Source organism: Neisseria sp. P0006.S004 (assembly GCF_051963015.1).
Lineage (GTDB): Bacteria > Pseudomonadota > Gammaproteobacteria > Burkholderiales > Neisseriaceae > Neisseria.
In genome coordinates this window covers 1-461 of sequence record NZ_JBQCUS010000026.1, presented here as the reverse complement: position 1 = coordinate 461, position 461 = coordinate 1, and the positions used below count along the sequence as shown (strand labels likewise).

1 protein-coding gene is annotated in these 461 nt (G+C 47.1%); it reads right to left on the bottom strand.

Features of this window, described 5'->3' with window-relative positions:
• Positions 1-461 (bottom strand): EF-Tu/IF-2/RF-3 family GTPase (locus ACTHR2_RS10535; RefSeq protein ID WP_440375709.1); only part of this gene is annotated, 461 nt, incomplete at both ends.

Genomic DNA, 461 nt, shown 5'->3' with positions numbered 1-461 from the left:
ACGTATACTTCTGCTTTAAATTTGGTGTGAGGAGTGATAGTACCTGGTTTAGCCAATACTTGACCACGCTCTACGTCTTCACGTTTAGTACCACGCAGCAATACACCTACGTTGTCACCAGCTTGACCTTCGTCCAGCAGTTTGCGGAACATTTCAACACCGGTACAAGTGGTTTTTTGAGTTTCTTTCAGACCTACGATTTCGATCTCATCACCAACGTGGATAATACCGCGCTCTACACGACCAGTTACTACTGTACCACGACCGGAGATAGAGAATACGTCTTCAATAGGCAACAAGAAAGGTTTGTCCACAGCACGCTCAGGTGTTGGGATGTAGCTGTCCAAGGCAGCAGCCAATTCGAAGATTTTTTCTTCGTAAGCAGCGTCACCTTCCAAAGCTTTCAGTGCAGAACCTTGTACGATTGGGCAGTCGTCGCCTGGGAAGTCGTAGCTTGACAA